The 14,055-nt window shown below is 66.6% G+C and carries 16 protein-coding genes; 14 read left to right on the top strand and 2 right to left on the bottom strand.

Annotated features, from left to right (window positions below; all coding sequences use genetic code 11):
- Nucleotides 1–23: 23 nt before the first annotated feature.
- Nucleotides 24–494: a hypothetical protein gene (locus A5767_RS03440; protein WP_064851650.1), complete on the bottom strand. Its 471-nt coding sequence runs from the start codon at nucleotides 492–494 to the stop codon at nucleotides 24–26.
- Nucleotides 495–678: 184 nt separating this feature from the next.
- Between A5767_RS03440 and prmC the strand changes: the two genes are divergently transcribed.
- The 13 genes from prmC to A5767_RS03505 all read left to right on the top strand — a co-directional run bounded on the left by prmC (nucleotide 679) and on the right by A5767_RS03505 (nucleotide 11,917).
- On the top strand, nucleotides 679–1,602 hold the full coding sequence (prmC, locus tag A5767_RS03445) for a peptide chain release factor N(5)-glutamine methyltransferase (RefSeq protein ID WP_064851651.1): 924 nt from the start codon (nucleotides 679–681) through the stop codon (nucleotides 1,600–1,602).
- 51 nt (nucleotides 1,603–1,653) lie between these two features.
- On the top strand, nucleotides 1,654–2,316 hold the full coding sequence (locus A5767_RS03450; RefSeq protein WP_064851652.1) for an L-threonylcarbamoyladenylate synthase: 663 nt from the start codon (nucleotides 1,654–1,656) through the stop codon (nucleotides 2,314–2,316).
- Nucleotides 2,317–2,335: 19 nt separating this feature from the next.
- Nucleotides 2,336–3,541 (top strand): MraY family glycosyltransferase, encoded by a 1,206-nt coding sequence (locus tag A5767_RS03455; protein WP_059383706.1) that lies wholly within the window; start codon nucleotides 2,336–2,338, stop codon nucleotides 3,539–3,541.
- Nucleotides 3,542–3,552: 11 nt separating this feature from the next.
- Nucleotides 3,553–4,032: a hypothetical protein gene (locus A5767_RS03460; protein WP_006552589.1), complete on the top strand. Its 480-nt coding sequence runs from the start codon at nucleotides 3,553–3,555 to the stop codon at nucleotides 4,030–4,032.
- Nucleotides 4,033–4,441: 409 nt separating this feature from the next.
- The gene (gene atpB, locus A5767_RS03465) at nucleotides 4,442–5,140 is read left to right on the top strand and encodes a F0F1 ATP synthase subunit A (RefSeq protein ID WP_006552590.1); all 699 of its coding nucleotides are present in this window, start codon (nucleotides 4,442–4,444) and stop codon (nucleotides 5,138–5,140) included.
- A 90-nt stretch (nucleotides 5,141–5,230) separates the two neighbouring features.
- A complete protein-coding gene (locus A5767_RS03470) occupies nucleotides 5,231–5,479 on the top strand; it encodes an ATP synthase F0 subunit C (RefSeq protein WP_006552591.1) in 249 nt (82 codons plus the stop codon).
- Nucleotides 5,480–5,492: 13 nt separating this feature from the next.
- Nucleotides 5,493–6,056 (top strand): F0F1 ATP synthase subunit B, encoded by a 564-nt coding sequence (locus tag A5767_RS03475; RefSeq protein ID WP_006552592.1) that lies wholly within the window; start codon nucleotides 5,493–5,495, stop codon nucleotides 6,054–6,056.
- A gap of 5 nt (nucleotides 6,057–6,061) precedes the next feature.
- A complete protein-coding gene (locus A5767_RS03480) occupies nucleotides 6,062–6,877 on the top strand; it encodes a F0F1 ATP synthase subunit delta (protein WP_024103705.1) in 816 nt (271 codons plus the stop codon).
- A 60-nt stretch (nucleotides 6,878–6,937) separates the two neighbouring features.
- Nucleotides 6,938–8,581 carry a F0F1 ATP synthase subunit alpha gene (gene atpA / locus A5767_RS03485; RefSeq protein ID WP_006552594.1) on the top strand — a complete coding sequence of 548 codons (1,644 nt, stop codon included), beginning with the start codon at nucleotides 6,938–6,940 and terminating at the stop codon, nucleotides 8,579–8,581.
- 48 nt (nucleotides 8,582–8,629) lie between these two features.
- Nucleotides 8,630–9,613: a F0F1 ATP synthase subunit gamma gene (locus A5767_RS03490; RefSeq protein WP_006552595.1), complete on the top strand. Its 984-nt coding sequence runs from the start codon at nucleotides 8,630–8,632 to the stop codon at nucleotides 9,611–9,613.
- Nucleotides 9,614–9,619: 6 nt separating this feature from the next.
- A complete protein-coding gene (gene atpD, locus A5767_RS03495; protein ID WP_016692470.1) occupies nucleotides 9,620–11,068 on the top strand; it encodes a F0F1 ATP synthase subunit beta in 1,449 nt (482 codons plus the stop codon).
- A 6-nt stretch (nucleotides 11,069–11,074) separates the two neighbouring features.
- Nucleotides 11,075–11,443, top strand: coding sequence for a F0F1 ATP synthase subunit epsilon (locus A5767_RS03500; RefSeq protein ID WP_006552597.1), 369 nt, complete (start codon nucleotides 11,075–11,077; stop codon nucleotides 11,441–11,443).
- Nucleotides 11,444–11,518: 75 nt separating this feature from the next.
- Nucleotides 11,519–11,917: a DUF2550 domain-containing protein gene (locus A5767_RS03505; RefSeq protein WP_371683106.1), complete on the top strand. Its 399-nt coding sequence runs from the start codon at nucleotides 11,519–11,521 to the stop codon at nucleotides 11,915–11,917.
- Between the two features lie 10 nt (nucleotides 11,918–11,927).
- On the opposite strand, the gene A5767_RS03510 is transcribed toward A5767_RS03505, so the two are convergent.
- Nucleotides 11,928–12,500, bottom strand: coding sequence for a cob(I)yrinic acid a,c-diamide adenosyltransferase (locus A5767_RS03510; protein ID WP_019288973.1), 573 nt, complete (start codon nucleotides 12,498–12,500; stop codon nucleotides 11,928–11,930).
- A 58-nt stretch (nucleotides 12,501–12,558) separates the two neighbouring features.
- Between A5767_RS03510 and murA the strand changes: the two genes are divergently transcribed.
- Entirely contained in the window at nucleotides 12,559–13,839 is a 1,281-nt protein-coding gene (gene murA / locus A5767_RS03515; RefSeq protein WP_019288974.1) for a UDP-N-acetylglucosamine 1-carboxyvinyltransferase, read from the top strand.
- The last annotated feature ends 216 nt before the right edge of the window (nucleotides 13,840–14,055 follow it).

Below are 14,055 nucleotides of genomic sequence, written 5' to 3' on the forward strand. Positions count from 1 at the left end.
GGCTCTGACAGGGGAGCGGGGCTCTACTCCACCGTCGGGTCGGTGTTCTCGTCCTCGTCGGGTGCCGCTGCCGGCGGAACATTGGTGAGATCGACGCCCGGAAGCAGGAAGCAACCCTGGCCCTCGGCGTTCTGATGGGCGCCCCAGACTGCGCTGACGACGAGTCCTTCACCGGTCTGGAGGGCGGCCGCAGGCTCCTCGCCCTCGGCCACTTCCGGAAGAACGCCGCCACCCAGCTGCAGCGTCCTCAGGTTCACCCAGCTGATCTGGCCTCCGCCGCTGCCCTCCTGCTCGATCTCGTACTCGATCTGGCCGGGCGCCGCGTCCTCCTCGGCGAGAGCGGTCTCCGTGTCGACCACGCCGATACCCGCCGGGCATCCGATGGGGATCGGCTGGAAGTCGATGGGCTCGGCACTCGCGAGAGCAGGGGCCGCGAATGCGGTCGCACCCGCAGCGGCAAGAACGGTGATTCCACGCACAGTCCGCGTCTTCATGGAGCAATCCCTTTCTGTCGATGAAACCGACCGGAAGGTATCGGTCCTCGTTCGGGTGCCCACCCCGCCGTGCCGTCAATCACGTTGTCGGAAACACCCTCGATGTCCGGTTCGGGTGTTCTGCGTGCAATGCGAGGGCTACCTCGGCGTAGTGCAGGTCCGAGGTCGTGGCACGCTGTAAGGCGTGAGCCGTCAACCTCTGCGCCTGGCCATCATCGAAGCGGCATCGGTCCTCGAGGAAGCCGGAGTCCCGAGTCCTCGGGTCGACGCCGAACTTCTCGCAGCGCACCTGCTCGGCATCGAGCGTGGGCGACTCGGTCTGGTCCCGCTCGTCGATGCGACGACCATCGACGCCTACCGCTCGATGGTCGAACAGCGGGCGAAGCGGATTCCGCTGCAGTACATCACCGGCACCTCGCCGATGGGGGAGATCGACCTGGCAGTGGGGCCGGGGGTGTTCGTCCCGCGACCCGAGACGGAACTGCTGCTCGGGTGGGCGCTGGCCTTCCTCGAACGCCACGGCAACCGCAACCCGGTCGTCCTCGACCTGTGCACCGGATCCGGCGCGCTGGCGCTGGCGATCGCGCATGCGCGTCCCGACGCCGAGGTCCACGCCGTCGAAGTCGAGGCGAAGGCCCTCGCCTGGGCGCGACGCAATGCCGAGACCCGCGCGGAGGAAGGGGACACCCCGATCCGGCTGTACCAGGGCGATGTCACCGACCGCATGCTGCTCACCAACCTCGAAGGCAGCGTCGACCTGGTGGTCGCCAACCCGCCCTACATCCCGGAAGGGGCCGACCTCGAACCCGAGGTGGTCGAACACGATCCGCACTCGGCGCTCTTCGGGGGAGCGGACGGACTGTCCGTCATCCGGCCCATGGTTTCCAACATTGCGCGGTGGCTGCGGATCGGGGGAGCGGCAGCGGTCGAGCACGACGACACGCACAGCCTGCTGGTCGCCGAACTGTTCGAGCAGCGTCGGGTGTTCGGCGACGTCGTGCGGCACCCCGACCTCGCCGGGAAGGCCCGCTTCGTGACTGCGCACCGTGTTCCTACGGCGGTGGAGGCCGACCGCATGAAGTCGGTACGGTCTGCGGCGGACGGCTGACGGGCAGGACCCGTCCGGTGCCGATTGCGGCCGAAGTGGAAGGATGAGCGCGTGAGCACCGTGTACGACTGCAACAACGAAGCTTCGCGCGCCGCCGGACTCAACGCGGCGCGCGGCGTACTCAAGGCCGGACGACTCGTCGTCGTACCCACCGACACGGTGTACGGCATCGCTGCCGACGCCTTCGACTCCGACGCCGTGACCGCGCTGCTACGCGCGAAGGGGCGCGGCCGCGACATGCCGGTGCCGGTCCTCGTCGGCTCCTGGACGACCATCGACGGTCTCGTCGCCTCGGTGCGTCCCGAGGCGCGGGAGTTGATCCGCGCGTTCTGGCCGGGCGGGCTCAGCCTCGTGGTGCACCAGGCACCGTCCCTGGCCTGGGATCTCGGGGACACCCGCGGCACCGTCATGCTCCGCATGCCGCTGCACCCCGTCATCCTGGAACTGCTGCGTGAGGTCGGTCCGCTCGCGGTCTCCAGCGCCAACGTCTCCGGCCGCCCCCCGGCCACGAACGTCACCGAGGCGCGCGAGCAACTCGGAGCATCGGCGAGTGTCTATCTCGACGGTGGCCCGGCAGAGCACGGGGTCGCATCGACGATCGTCGACCTCACCGGCGACCGCCCGCGCATCCTGCGCGAGGGTGCGGTGACGGCCGAAGCACTCGCGGAGGTGCTCGGCGACGATCCCGAGCGCCTTCGGTCCGGCGGGGAGTAGCGGCGGAGGAACGGAGCACGTGACTGCAGCCGACACCACCGCCGTACTGCTCGCCCAGGCCGGGCGCGGCGCCGGCGTTCCCATCCGGGAGCTTCTCCTCGTCCTGCTCACCGCCGCGGTGGTGACCTTCCTCGCGACCGGTGTGGTGCGGATCCTCGCGCTGAAGTTCGGAGCGGTCGCCGTTCCCCGCGACCGCGACGTGCACGTGACCCCGACCCCGCGGATGGGTGGGGTCGGCATGTACATCGGCCTCGTCGCGGGAATCGTGTTCGCTCAGCAATTACCTGCTCTGACAAGGGGTTTCGAATTCACCCCGGATATGGGGGCGGCGCTCGTCGCGGCCTCGATCATCGTCGTCGTCGGCATCGTCGACGACCGGTGGGGACTCGACGCGCTCACCAAGTTCGTCGGCCAGGTCACCGCGGCCGGCGTGCTCGTGATCATGGGCGTGAGCTGGATCGTCATCTACGACCCGTTCAGTGCCTCGACGCTCGTGCTCGACCAGCTCCAGGGCGGCCTCATCACCGTCGCCGTCGCCGCGGTGACGATCAACGCGATGAACTTCGTCGACGGACTCGACGGACTGGCGGCCGGACTGGGGCTCATCGCCGCACTCGCGATCTGCGCGTTCTCCGTCGGTCTGCTGCTCGATCAGGGCGGCGACGTCTCCGCCTACCCGCCGGCCCTCATGGCCGCGGCCCTCGCCGGCGCCTGCCTCGGCTTCCTGCCGCACAACTTCCAGCCCGCCAAGATCTTCATGGGCGACTCCGGGTCCATGCTCATCGGTCTCATGCTCGCCGCGATCTCCACAAGCGCCTCGGGCCTCATCCCGCTCAGTGCCTACGGTTCGCGCGACCTGCTCGGTCTGCTCTCGCCGCTGATCCTGGTCGGTGCCGTGATGTTCATCCCGATCCTCGACCTGCTCCTCGCGATCGTGCGGCGCACCCGGGCCGGCGTCAGCCCCTTCAGCCCCGACAAGATGCACCTCCACCACCGCCTGCTGCAGATCGGGCACTCGCACCGTCGCGTGGTGCTGCTGCTCTACCTGTGGGTCGGCATCCTGGCCTTCGGGGCCGTCGGTTCCTCGCTGCTCGACCGGCGGGCGGTGGTGTTGATCCTCGCGGGCGGTCTCGTGTTCGCCCTCGTCGTGACCGCCGTGCCGTCGCTGCGGCGGCACGACGAGTCGGGGGAGACGCCGCCGGAGCACTCCCGAGAGGTCGGTTAGGCTCGGATATCGTGACGAACCCGGATCATCCCGAACCCGACCACGGCCTGCCCTCGCTGCCCGACCCGATCGCGCCGATGCGCGCGGCCGTGCGGTACGGCGCCCTCGGTCTTCTCGCGCTCGCCGTCGTGGCGTCGGTGATCTCGGTGCTCGTCGCCGGGATGCCCGGTCTGTGGGGTGCACTCATCGGAGCGGCCGTCGGCGGAGGGTTCATCCTCTTCACCGCACTCGGCGTTCTCCTGACGTCGAAGATGCCGGCGATGACCGCCGGAGCCGTACTTCTCGGCACCTGGCTGCTGAAGCTGATCCTCGCCATCGTCGTGATGGGCTCGCTCGACTCGCTCGACTTCTACAACCGCAACGCGCTCGTCCTCACCATCGTGTTCGCCCTGGTCATCGTTCTGGGAGCCGAGACCTACGGGGTGCTCTCGCAGCGCGCCCTGTACGTCGATCCCCAGGCGTCCTCCGGATCTGACAACGACGATCGGTAGTAGCACCGCTTGTCCATAACCCCCCACGTAGGAACCCACCTACGCACTGTCGTAGAGCAGTTGGTAGGGTGAGTTCTACGAGAGTGACGCTGCCCGCATCGGGTTCGAAGAGGGTGCGCAGTTGTGACTTCGTAGGCGGTCGTGTTCAAATGGCCGCCGAGTCGACGAGAGTCGCCGACACCGGCAGGAAGCGGGACCGTTCACGCGGTTCGGACCACTGGCGAATACGCGAGCCGACCTGGTCGACTTCTGGATCGTCAATGTCCGATCGAACCGCAGACGGCATGCCTGCGGCCGACTACGGGAGAGAGCGCTGAGCGTCACCACCTTGGCAGCCGGAGAATTCCACGCGCCGTCACTAGCTGATTTTTTCCCACCGGCAGTCCTGTTCGAAGGAACCCCCTTCGAGATGGACCGGTTGATGCTCATCCGCGTCGCCGTCGCCCTGATCGTCGCGCTGTTCTTCTTCTTCGCGTTGCGGAGTCCGAAGATCGTGCCGCGGGGCGTGCAGAACGTCGCCGAGATCATGCTCGACTTCGTCCGGATCCACATCGCCGAGGACATCCTCGGTAAGGAACAGGGACGCCGGTTCCTCCCGGTGATCGTCACCATCTTCTTCCTGGTGGTCGGTCTGAACCTGACATCGGTCATCCCGTTCCTCAACATCTCGTCCAACGCACGAATCGGTATGCCGATCGTGCTCGCGGCACTCGCCTACATCGTCTTCAACTATGTGGGCATCAAGAAGTACGGATTCTTCCGCTACGTCAAGAGCAGCATCGTCATCCCGAACCTGCCGCCCGCTCTCCACGTGCTGGTGATCCCGATCGAGTTCGTCTCGACGTTCATTCTGCGGCCGTTCACGCTGACCATTCGTCTCATGGCCAACATGCTGGCCGGTCACATCATGCTCGTGCTGTTCTTCAGTGCCACGCAGTTCTTCTTCTTCGATTCCGACGGCTTCATGAAGGTGTTCGGCATCGGTTCTCTCATCGGCGGAATCGCGTTCACCTTCTTCGAGCTCCTGGTGATCGTCCTGCAGGCCTACATCTTCGCGCTGCTCACCGCGGTGTACATCGACCTGGCCCTGCACGCCGAAGAGCACTAGCTCGACGAACGGCACGACCCACATCTACACAAAGACTGACTCGGTTGCCGACTCCCGGGGCCGAGCCACAAGAAAGGGAATGGAACACCAATGAGCGTTGCGCTTCAGGCAGCAGACGTCCTCGCCCAGGAGACCACGATCTCGGGTGCAGGCGCCATCGGCTACGGCCTCGCCGCCATCGGCCCCGGCATCGGCATCGGCATCGTCGTCGGCAAGGCGATCGAGGGCATGGCTCGTCAGCCCGAGATGGCCGGCCAGCTGCGCACCACGATGTTCCTCGGTATCGCCTTCACCGAGGCCCTCGCGCTGATCGGCATCGTCGCCGGCTTCATCTTCTGATCCGACGATCACAATGGCTGACAGCATCCTGATCCTCGCGGCAGAGGAAGGGGAGACTCCCAATCCCCTTCTCCCCGCGACATACGACATCGTCTGGTCGCTGGTCGCCCTGATCCTCGTCGGATTCGTCTTCTGGAAGTTCGTGCTTCCGATGTTCCAGAAGGTGCTCGACGAGCGTTCGGAGCTGATCGAAGGCGGCATCAAGAAGGCAGAGGAAGCTCAGGCGGAGGCTGCGGCCGCGCTCGAGCAGTACCGTAGCCAGCTCGCCGAGGCTCGCACCGAGGCGGCGCAGATCCGTGAAGAGGCCCGTGCACAGGGCCAGCAGATCATCGCCGACATGAAGGCGCAGGCCCAAGAGGAGAGCGACCGTATCGTCGCCGCCGGTCACAACCAGCTGCAGGCCCAGCGCCAGCAGATCGTGGCCGAGCTGCGTAGCGATCTCGGACGCAGCTCCGTGGATCTCGCCGAGAAGATCCTCGGCGAAGCGCTCGCGGACGACGTGAAGCGTGCCGGCTCGATCGATCGGTTCCTCGACGAACTCGACTCCCTCAGCGCTGACTCTGCATCCGGAAAGTGAGCACCATGTACGCAGCAAGCCGTGAGGCACTCGCTCATACGCGTTCCGCGTTGCAGTCCGCCCTGGGCTCGGGTGCCGCGACTGCCGCTGCGGCTCAGGCCGGTTCCGAACTCTTCTCGGTGGTCGAGGCGCTCGACAGCCAGCGCGCCCTCCGGACCGCGCTGGCCGACGCCTCGGCCCCGGCTGCCGTTCGCGAGCGGCTGGCCGAGCAGGTCTTCGGCGGCAAGGTTTCGGCCCAGACCCTCGCGACCGTCAAGGCCGCAGCGGGGCAGGACTGGTCGGCACAGTCCGACCTGACCGACTCGCTCGTCCAGCTCGGCCGTGAGGCACTGCTGAAGGCCGCAGCGGACCAGGACCAGCTCGACACCGTCGAGGACGAACTGTTCCGCCTCGGTCGCATCGTGGCAGGCGACCCGGAGCTCGAGCAGACGCTCTCGGATCGCAGCACCCCGGCTTCGGCCAAGCGTGATCTGCTGACGCGCCTGCTGTACGGCAAGGTCACCGCGGTCACCGAGGCGCTGGCGGTCCACGCGGTCGGTCGGCTGAGCAAGTCGCCGGCCGAGACGTTCGACGAGTTGTCGGCGCTCGCCGCGGCCCAGCGGGACCGTGCCGTCGCGCACGTCCGCAGTGCGGCACCGCTCGATGCGAAGCAGGAGGAGCGGCTCACCGCGACCCTGACCCGCATCTACGGGAAGCCTGTGACGGTTCACGTCGAGGTCGATCCCGAGCTTCTCAGTGGATTGGTCGTCCGGGTGGGCGACGAGGTCATCGACGGTAGTGCCGCGGGTCGACTCGCTGCAGTGCGCAAGAGCCTCACGTAGTCCACTACCGAACACACACATAGATCTTTTCGAAGACCAGATACCGAGAGCAGGAAGAACATGGCGGAGCTGACGATCTCCTCCGACGAGATCCGTAGCGCGATTGACAATTACACCGCGAGCTACTCCCCGGAGGCCTCCCGCGAGGAGGTCGGCGTGGTCGTCGACACCAGTGACGGCATCGCGCACATCAGCGGTCTGCCGTCGGCGATGGCCAACGAGCTGCTGGAGTTCCCCGGTGGCGTCCTCGGCGTGGCCCTCAACCTCGAGGCCACCGAGATCGGTGCCGTTATCCTGGGCGACTTCCAGACCATCGAGGAAGGCCAGGAAGTCAAGCGGACCGGCGACGTTCTGTCGGTGCCGGTGAGCGACAACTTCCTCGGTCGCGTCGTGAACCCGCTCGGTCAGCCGATCGACGGCCTCGGCGACATCGAAGCCGATGAGACCCGCGCCCTCGAGCTGCAGGCCGCGACCGTGCTGGAGCGCCAGCCGGTCGAGGAGCCGCTGCAGACCGGCATCAAGGCCATCGACGCGATGACCCCGATCGGCCGTGGCCAGCGTCAGCTCGTGATCGGCGACCGCAAGACGGGCAAGACCGCGGTCTGCATCGACGCGATCCTGAACCAGAAGGCGAACTGGGAGACCGGCGACCCGAAGCAGCAGGTCCGCTGCATCTACGTCGCGATCGGCCAGAAGGGCTCGACCATCGCGGGTGTCAAGCAGGCACTCGAGGAGAACGGCGCGATGGAGTACACCACCATCGTCGCGGCTCCGGCCTCCGACTCCGCCGGCTTCAAGTGGCTCGCCCCCTACACCGGTTCGGCCCTCGGCCAGCACTGGATGTACCAGGGCAAGCACGTCCTCATCGTGTTCGACGACCTGACCAAGCAGGCCGAGGCCTACCGCGCCATCTCGCTGCTGCTGCGTCGTCCGCCGGGCCGCGAGGCATACCCCGGCGACGTCTTCTACCTGCACTCGCGTCTGCTGGAGCGCTCCGCCAAGCTCTCCGACGAGCTCGGTGGCGGCTCGCTGACGGCCCTGCCGATCATCGAGACCAAGGCGAACGACGTGTCGGCCTACATCCCGACCAACGTCATCTCCATCACCGACGGCCAGGTCTTCCTCGAGTCCGACCTGTTCAACAAGGGTGTCCGCCCCGCCATCAACGTCGGTATCTCGGTTTCCCGAGTCGGTGGCGCCGCCCAGACCAAGGGCATGAAGAAGGTCTCCGGTTCGCTGCGTCTCGAGCTCGCGCAGTTCCGTGAGCTCGAAGGCTTCGCCGCCTTCGCCTCCGACCTCGACGCCGCGTCGAAGGCTCAGCTCGAGCGCGGTCAGCGTCTCGTCGAGCTCCTCAAGCAGGACCAGTACGCGCCCATCGCAGTCGAGGACCAGATCGTGTCGATCTACCTCGCCGGCGAAGGTGTCTTCGACTCGGTTCCGGTCGAGGACGTGCGTCGCTTCGAGACCGAGCTCCTCGAGGATCTGCACCGCAACGCCGCAGGCGTCTACGAGCAGATCGCCGGTGGCAAGGCCCTGTCCGACGAGTCGATCGAGGCCCTCCGCGCCGCGACCGCCAAGTTCAAGGAGGGCTTCATCGCCTCCGACGGCAGCCGTGTCGTGAACGAGGCAGAGGCCGAGGCCCTCGGTGCCGACGAGATCCAGCAGGAGCAGGTCTCCGTCAAGCGCACCACCGTTCGCAAGTGAGCGGGGAGTCCATGACCCAGCGTCCAGTGAAGGGAGTGTGATCGACGAATGGCGAACTTGCGCGAACTGCGCTCGCGGATCAAGTCGGTCAACTCGACCAAGAAGATCACCAAGGCGCAGGAACTGATCGCGACGTCGCGTATCACGAAGGCCCAGGCCCGAGTGGCAGCGTCCAAGCCGTACGCCGAGGAGATCACCAAGGTGCTCTCCGAGCTGGCGAGTGCGTCGGCCTCGTTGGATCACCCCCTGCTCAACGAGCGCGAGAACCCCAAGCGTGCCGCAGTGCTGGTCGTGACCAGCGACCGCGGTATGGCCGGCGGTTACAACTCCAACGTCCTCAAGGAAGCCGAGGAGCTGCGTCAGCTGCTCCTCAGCGAGGGCAAGGAGCCGGTGCTGTACGTGATGGGCGGTAAGGGCCTCGGCTACTACACGTTCCGTGAGCGTGAAGTGGCCGCTGCCTGGACGGGCTTCTCGCAGGACCCCCGTTACACGGACGCCGCGAAGGCGAGCCGTCACCTGGTCGAGCTGTTCATGGCGGGTTCGGGCACCGAGGTGCCCGCACCGAACGGCGAGGGCACCATCGAGGGCGTCGACGAACTGCACATCGTCTACACCCGCTTCGTGTCGATGCTGACCCAGACCCCCCAGGTTCGCAGAATGGCTCCGCTCGAAGTGAGCATCACCGAGGACGAGATCGACCTCGGCGAGGACATGCTCACCGACGGACGCCGCGCCACGGACAACGAGGGACCGCAGGCCGTGTACAACTTCGAGCCGGAGGCCGGAGTTCTGCTCGAGGCTCTCCTGCCGAAGTACATCAGCACGCGGATCTACGCGTCGCTGCTGGACGCGGCGGCCTCCGAGTCGGCAGCCCGTCGTACCGCCATGAAGGCCGCGACGGACAATGCCACGGAATTGGTGAACACCCTCAGCCGTCAGGCGAACCAGGCCCGCCAGGCCCAGATCACCCAGGAAATCAGCGAGATCGTCGGCGGTGCCGGTGCGCTCGCCTCGAGTGCAGGAAGTGACTGAACCACAATGACCGCAGCAGTAACCGACAACAACGCCGGTGCGGCGTCGGCCCTTGCCGGGCGCGTCGTCCGCGTCATCGGCGCCGTCGTCGACGTGGAATTCCCGCGTGGCGCCGTGCCCGAGCTGTTCAACGCCCTGCACGCAGAGGTCACTCTGCCGTCCGTGGCGAAGACCCTGACCCTCGAGGTCGCGCAGCACCTGGGTGACAACCTGGTCCGCACGATCTCGATGCAGCCCACCGACGGCCTGGTGCGTGGCGCCCCCGTCAGCGACACCGGCAAGCCGATCTCGGTTCCCGTCGGCGACGTCGTCAAGGGCCACGTGTTCAACGCGCTGGGCGACTGCCTCGACGCGCCGGGCACCGGCCGCGACGGCGAGCAGTGGGGCATCCACCGCAAGCCCCCGGCCTTCGACCAGCTCGAGGGCAAGACCGAGATCCTCGAGACCGGCATCAAGGTCATCGACCTGCTGACCCCGTACGTGAAGGGCGGCAAGATCGGTCTGTTCGGTGGTGCCGGTGTCGGCAAGACCGTTCTGATCCAGGAGATGATCACCCGTATTGCGCGTGAGTTCTCCGGTACGTCGGTGTTCGCCGGCGTCGGTGAGCGCACCCGTGAGGGCACCGACCTCCACCTCGAGATGGAAGAGATGGGCGTCCTCCAGGACACCGCCCTCGTCTTCGGCCAGATGGACGAGCCGCCGGGCACGCGTATGCGCGTCGCCCTGTCGGCCCTGACGATGGCGGAGTACTTCCGCGACGTCCAGGGACAGGACGTGCTCCTGTTCATCGACAACATCTTCCGCTTCACGCAGGCCGGCTCGGAGGTTTCGACCCTCCTCGGCCGTATGCCGTCGGCCGTGGGTTACCAGCCCACGCTCGCGGACGAGATGGGTGAGCTCCAGGAGCGCATCACCTCGACGCGTGGCCGCTCGATCACCTCGCTGCAGGCGATCTACGTGCCCGCCGACGACTACACCGACCCCGCGCCGGCCACGACGTTCGCTCACCTCGATGCGACCACCGAGCTCTCGCGTCCGATCTCGCAGATGGGTATCTACCCCGCTGTGGACCCGCTGACGTCGACCTCGCGAATCCTCGAGCCGGGCATCGTCGGTGCCGACCACTTCCGGGTGGCCAACGAGGTCAAGCGCATCCTGCAGAAGTACAAGGAACTGCAGGACATCATCGCCATCCTCGGTATGGACGAGCTCTCCGAAGAAGACAAGGTCACGGTCGCCCGTGCCCGTCGTCTCCAGAAGTTCCTCGGCCAGAACTTCATCGTCGCCGAGAAGTTCACGGGTCAGCCGGGTTCGGTCGTGCCGCTCGCCGACACCATCGAGGCCTTCGACCGCGTGTGCAAGGGCGAGTTCGACCACCTGCCCGAGCAGGCGTTCAACAGCTGCGGTGGACTCGACGACGTCGAGGCTGCAGCCAAGAAGATCGCCGGAAAGTAGGCCACCGTGGCTGAGATGAGCGTGGACATCGTTGCCGTCGAGGAGCGTGTGTGGTCCGGATCGGCGACTCTCGTCACCGCCCAGACCACCGAGGGCGAGATCGGCATCATGCCCGGTCACGAGCCCGTGCTCGGCCAGCTCGTCGAGGGTGGCGTCGTGTCCGTCAGGACCGCGGACGGTGAGCGGATCGTCATGGCCGTCCATGGCGGATTCCTCTCGGTGACTGCGACGACGGTGACGGTGCTCGCCGAAGCCGCCGACCGCGTGGAGGACATCGACGTCGAGGCAGCCAAGTCGACTCTGAACGATGCAGATCGTGACGAGTCGGAGATCGCAGCGGCCCGCGGCCGTCTGCGGGCTGTCGAACGAGCCTGATCGTCGAACAACGAGAAGCCGCGACGGAGCCGACGAGCAGTGTCACCTGGATTTCTGATTCTCAGTATCCTTGTGGTGCTGCTCGCGGTCTCCGTCGCGGCTTTGTTGTACCGCCTCTTTGCCCTGCGCGGCGGGGGTACCGCCGCCATTCTGCGAGTGATGCCTCAGAACGAGGGTTCCGGCTGGAGGCACGGAATCGTTCGGTACGGCGACGAGACACTCGCGTTCTACAAGCTTTCGAGCCTTCGGCCCGGACCCGACGTACGACTGACCCGTCAGGGCATCGATGTGCGTTCGCGACGGAAGCCGGAAGGCAGTGAATTCGACATCATGACCGAGGACATCGTGATCCTCGATGTGATCGACCGCGACGACTCGTACGAGATCGCGCTCGACAGCGGCGCTTTGATGGCCTTCATGTCCTGGGTCGAATCCAGGCCCGACGGCCGGTCGCAGCGCCGCCGCCCCCTCTAGAGGGACTTCTTCACGCGCCCGCTCCCGGCTTCCACAGCACGTCGCCGTCCGGGTTCGCGATCCGGCCCAGGATGAACAGCAGATCCGAGAGCCGGTTCAGGTACTTCGCGGGCAGGACGTTCGTGTCGTCCGGAGCCGCGTCCACCGCCGCCCACGCCGACCGTTCCGCACGTCGTGCCACCGTCCTGGCGGTGTGCAACAGAGCCGCCCCCGGCGTGCCGCCCGGAAGAATGAACGAGTTGAGCGGTTCCAGCTCCTCGTTGAATTCGTCGCACCAGCCCTCGAGCCGGTCGATGTACTGCTGGGTGATCCGCAGCGGCGGGTACTTCGGGTTCTCGACCACGGGCGTCGACAGATCCGCGCCGGCATCGAAGAGATCGTTCTGAATCTGTCGGAGTACCGGGACGAGCCGTTCCGGGAGCGCTCCCAGTGCGAGGGCCACACCGATCGCCGCGTTGGTCTCGTCGCAATCGGCGTAGGCGACCAGACGAGGATCGTTCTTCGAGACGCGCGAGAAGTCGCTGAGCCCCGTTGTTCCGTCGTCTCCGGTGCGCGTATAGATCCGTGTCAGGTGGACTGCCATGCGCGTCACGGTACCGGCTCTGCTCTTCCCGCGGACACGCCCGTTACGCTGTGTCGTTGTGAGTGAACGCTTTCTTGTCACAGGTGGGAACCGCCTTTCCGGCGACGTCGTCGTCGGGGGTGCCAAGAACAGCGTCCTCAAGTTGATGGCTGCGGCGCTGCTCGCCGAGGGCACCACCACGATCACCAACTGCCCCGACATCCTCGACGTGCCCCTGATGGCCGACGTCCTGCGTGGACTCGGCTGCGAGGTCGAACTCGAAGGCGACGCCGTACGCATCACGACGCCTGCCGAACCCGAGTACCGCGCAGACTTCGCGGCAGTGCGGCAGTTCCGGGCGTCGGTCTGCGTACTCGGCCCGCTGGTTGCACGCTGCCGCAAGGCGATCGTGGCGCTGCCCGGCGGCGACGCCATCGGCTCCCGTCCGCTCGACATGCACCAGGCGGGTCTGCGACTGCTCGGCGCCCATTCGTCGATCGAGCACGGATGCGTCGTCGCGGAAGCGGACGATCTGCACGGTGCCACCATCCGTCTGGCGTTCCCTTCGGTGGGAGCGACAGAGAACATCCTCATGGCCGCGGTCCTCGCCAAGGGGGACACGACCATCGACAACGCGGCCCGCGAACCCGAGATCGTCGACCTGTGCAACATGCTCGTCCGCATGGGGGCACGGATCACCGGTGCGGGCAGTACGACGCTGCGGGTCTCGGGAGTCTCGTCCCTCCGTCCCACCGAGCACCGGTGCATCGGGGACCGGATCGTTGCGGCGACGTGGGGGATCGCAGCTGTGATGACGCGGGGCGATATCGCCGTCCGTGGCGTCAATCCGAAGCATCTCGCGTTGGTGCTGGACAAGTTGCGCAGTGCCGGCGCCGAAGTCATGCCGTTGGCAGACGGATTCCACGTCGTGCAGAAGGAGCGGCCCCGTGCCGTCAACTTCGCGACGCTGCCGTATCCGGGATTCCCCACCGACCTGCAGCCCATGGCCATCGGTCTCGCGGCCATCGCCGACGGGACGTCGATGATCACCGAGAACGTCTTCGAAGCACGGTTCCGGTTCGTCGAGGAGATGGTGCGTCTCGGAGCGGACGCCCGCACCGACGGCCACCACGCGGTCGTGCGGGGAGTGGAGCAGTTGTCGAGTGCTCCCGTGTGGGCATCGGACATTCGTGCGGGCGCAGGTCTGGTGCTCGCCGGCTTGTGTGCGGACGGGGTCACGGAAGTGCACGACGTCTACCACATCGACCGTGGTTATCCGCGGTTCGTCGAGATCCTCCAGGAGCTCGGCGGAACCATCGAGCGGGTGGGTGTCGAGGAAGGCCGACTCCTGTCTCACTAGGGAGGAAACCCTGTTCGGGCCCTGTGTCCGGCGTCACCGGAAGCGATCTCGGTCCGGTCGGCGCCTCTCGGAGACATTCACCTGGGCTTTTCTCGAGGGCTACCGCCTCTGACCAGGCGATTTGGCAGGGAGTTGATCCTCGCGTAACTTATTCCAGGTCAGAGCGACACGGACACCGACCCGGGCCGAGAGGAACGGGACAACGAGGTTGGACGA

It is taken from the genome of Rhodococcus sp. 852002-51564_SCH6189132-a (genome assembly GCF_001665495.1).
Taxonomy (GTDB): Bacteria; Actinomycetota; Actinomycetes; order Mycobacteriales; family Mycobacteriaceae; genus Rhodococcus; species Rhodococcus pyridinivorans.